This is a genomic window from Aquisphaera insulae (assembly GCF_011064615.1).
In the GTDB taxonomy this organism is placed as follows: Bacteria; Planctomycetota; Planctomycetia; order Isosphaerales; family Isosphaeraceae; genus Aquisphaera; species Aquisphaera insulae.
The window spans coordinates 18,221-21,292 of the sequence record NZ_JAALJH010000072.1 but is presented as its reverse complement, the minus strand read 5'-3'; the positions used below and the strand labels follow the sequence as shown (position 1 = coordinate 21,292).

The 3,072-nt window shown below is 63.3% G+C and carries 2 protein-coding genes; both read left to right on the top strand.

Annotated features, from left to right (window positions below):
- Positions 1-203: 203 nt before the first annotated feature.
- Entirely contained in the window at positions 204-986 is a 783-nt protein-coding gene (locus G6O54_RS39100) for an IS66 family transposase (protein WP_165230737.1), read from the top strand.
- A gap of 444 nt (positions 987-1,430) precedes the next feature.
- A complete protein-coding gene (locus tag G6O54_RS27685) occupies positions 1,431-2,159 on the top strand; it encodes a hypothetical protein (protein WP_165230734.1) in 729 nt (242 codons plus the stop codon).
- Positions 2,160-3,072 lie beyond the last annotated feature (913 nt).

Here is a 3,072-nt window from a genome sequence, read left to right as displayed (position 1 = left end):
TCGATGTCCGATACCCCGACCTTTCGCGCCCATCGGCCCGGCGCGGGCCGATGGCGGCGGATCCGGGCGGTGGAGTTGAGTTGAGGCGCCAGGGATGGCCTCCGCGGCGGATCGCCGCTGCGCTCGGCGTCTCTGACCCGCGGTGAGCCAGCGGCCCGCCATGGTCGACCTTCGGGATTGTCGCATCCCGAGGCCTGGCCAGGGTGTACGAAGTCGACGGTTCCGGCTGGCACCCGAGGGATCGGGACTTGACCGCCCCCGGCAATCAACGATTGCTCGTCGGGCTGGGCCGATACCACGCCGAGGGGTCGCTGCAGCGGTTCCTGGACGGTCCGTCGATCGAGCCGACGAACGACCGCGCCGAGCGGGCCTTGCGGCCGGCGGTGATCGCGCGGAAGGTATCGCACCGCACGAAGGCCGCCACCGACACGCGGGCCTTCGAGGCCCGGACGAGCGTCATCACCAGCCTGGCGCGGACCCTCGCCGGCCCCGCCCGGCGCGATGAGGAGTTGGCCTGGACGACCCGGGTGTCTTGTCCAGGATTTGTTGCGCGGGAACGAGGCCTGTCGGCATGCCTCAGCCGGCTCCTGCCGAGCCAGGCGCCGGCTGGCGATCGCGCCGCGGCCTGGCTCCCAGCGGCATCGCGGGCCGCGTCAGGCGCAACAGAAACCGTCACGTCCGCATCCCGGGTGTGGGGCAGTCAATACCAACCTTTCATCGCGCCAGCCCCGCCCTGCTCGACGCCATCGTCCGCCTCGTCCATCCCGCCACCCCCCAGACGGCCTGAAGCCGCCCGGGCGCCATTCAATTACGTTCCGGTGGTGCGACCGTGGCGACCGCAGAGGCGTAACGCGCAGGGTTGGTGGGCCTTGCACGGAATCGAAGTGCTATCCAGCCCATGCCTGAATTGTCAACCCCGGGCTCGGCCGAATGCAACAGCCCCCGTCCGCCGACACTCCACTTCGAAAACACGAGTACTACTGTGACTTGCGTCATTCGATGCCGGGCAGCAAGGTCCGGATCGGGAAGAGGCAACGCGCCAGCTCGACCGTTGTGACCTATCGGGATGAGATTCTTCAGGAGCCGATCAGAATGGTAAACACACTGATTCAAATGCGCATCACTCCGTGATGTATCTCGTCCACATTTCTGGAACTACAGATAACCAAGTCATCAGCGGTCTCTCATTTTCAACGCTCAGCTCAAGCCAGCAGAATCGTATTGACCATGCCATGCAGCCCAACCTACCTTTTATACCTATCGCGGTTCTTCGTGCGTTTCGACGACTCGACGCATGAGCTTGAAGACCTGCCGAGGGCGAAGGCGAGCCCCAAATTCCTGAATCCGAAAGTCCGGGGATCGACTCCCGCCGACGCAGGTCGGTCGTTGCGCCGTGCTCATCCAATCCCTGCAGGCTCCTGGAGTTTCTCATGATGCTGTCGTTGCGCGCCGCAATTCGAAGGTTCCTCGTGGTCGCTGTTGCGCTCGCTGGCGTGTCGGCTACCGTGAGGTCCACTCACGCCGACTCGATCCTGTGGTACAATGGAGATTTCAATGAATCCAATGCGCTCAACAATGGACTGTACAGCTCCTCTCTGTATTCTCTGGTCTACGAGGATTTCATCATCCCCGTCGGGCAGACCTGGCTGATCCAGGGGGTCTTCTCCAATAACCTGATGACGACGACGACATCGACGTCCGCCTACTGGGAGATCCGTTCGGGCGTAAGCTCTGGGGACGGCGGCACCTTGATTGCTTCCGGCACCAACGACGCCACGCTCGCAGCGACCGGACGGAGCGGCTTCGGCCTGGATGAATACCTGGTTTCGGTGACGGGCCTGGGCATCAGCCTGACCTCGGGGACTTACTGGCTGACCGTGGCGCCCGTCGTTGAGGATAATCCCGTCTCCTTCATCACGACGACGAGCGGCGCGAACTCGATCGGTGCCCCTCCCGGAGACGATGACAACTCGTACCTGACTAGCACGTTCGACTCGATCTACTTCGACCCCGCCCAGAATTACGTGGGCTACCCGGCCGATTTCTCGATGGGTGTGACCGGGGTGGCCCTGGCCATCCCCGAGCCCTCGGCCCTCGTTTCCGCATCGATCGGGGCGGTCTTCCTCGGCTCCTTCGCCGTGCGACGCCGACGTCCGTAAGTGTGCGAGTCGTGGTCCGGCAACCTGCGCGGCCCTGGCCTTGCCGTCCAACATCGCGCGGAGAACCTCGAGGCTCAAGATGGAATCCCGGGGGGGCCAATAGCTGGCCGATCTTGGCCCCCTCCGCCTCTTCCCGCGAGCCCGGACGTCCTGAACGAACTCGAAGAATGCCCAGCACAACGGGAGGCACCACAGGGAGATGCCCCGGTGGGGGCGGGGCCATGGGCGTAACTGCGACCAGAACCCCATTGCAACTCTTGCAAGCGGCGGCGAGGCGCTTGCTTTTGATGCCGATCTTCTCGGAAGTCTCGTTCTTGAGCTGGCCCGGTGCCGGGGCCTCGCGAGTCTTCAACATCCCCTGACCGGGCTTGCGGCCGTTTGGGGTCCTTGACGCGCGCCCCCTTTGGACAACGGGGCGGCCTGCCGCTTGCCGGATCGCTTCAGGGATTCGACCTCGGCGCGAAGCGCCTCGATCGCCGCGGCCTGCTTGAGGATCAGGGCCACCAGCTCATCGCGCCCCAGATTGGCGAGGTGGGCGTCGGTGATGGGCGGCAATCTATGGGAATGGTGGCCGCACAGGCAAGAGGGTCGCCAATCAATCACGGCGCGCAAAAAAAAGCCCGGGCCCCCCCGAGGGGCCCGGGCACAGCCAGGGAGAACGACGCTTGCTCGTGATCCCTTTTGAGGCAACATAAGCCGAAAATTTAAGCTAGTGGGTTTCCCCTTACTCTCATCTTCGTCTCTCACCTCGACGGAATCCTCCTAAAGCACACGCGGTGCCACTCTCGAGAACTGGCCCCACAGGGGCATTATCAATGACAGTAAGATCTTATTCTCAAAGAGATTAAGAAACGCGGAGATTTTTCGATACGCTCTACAGAAGACGCCCAGACCCCAGTTCTGGCTCATTTGT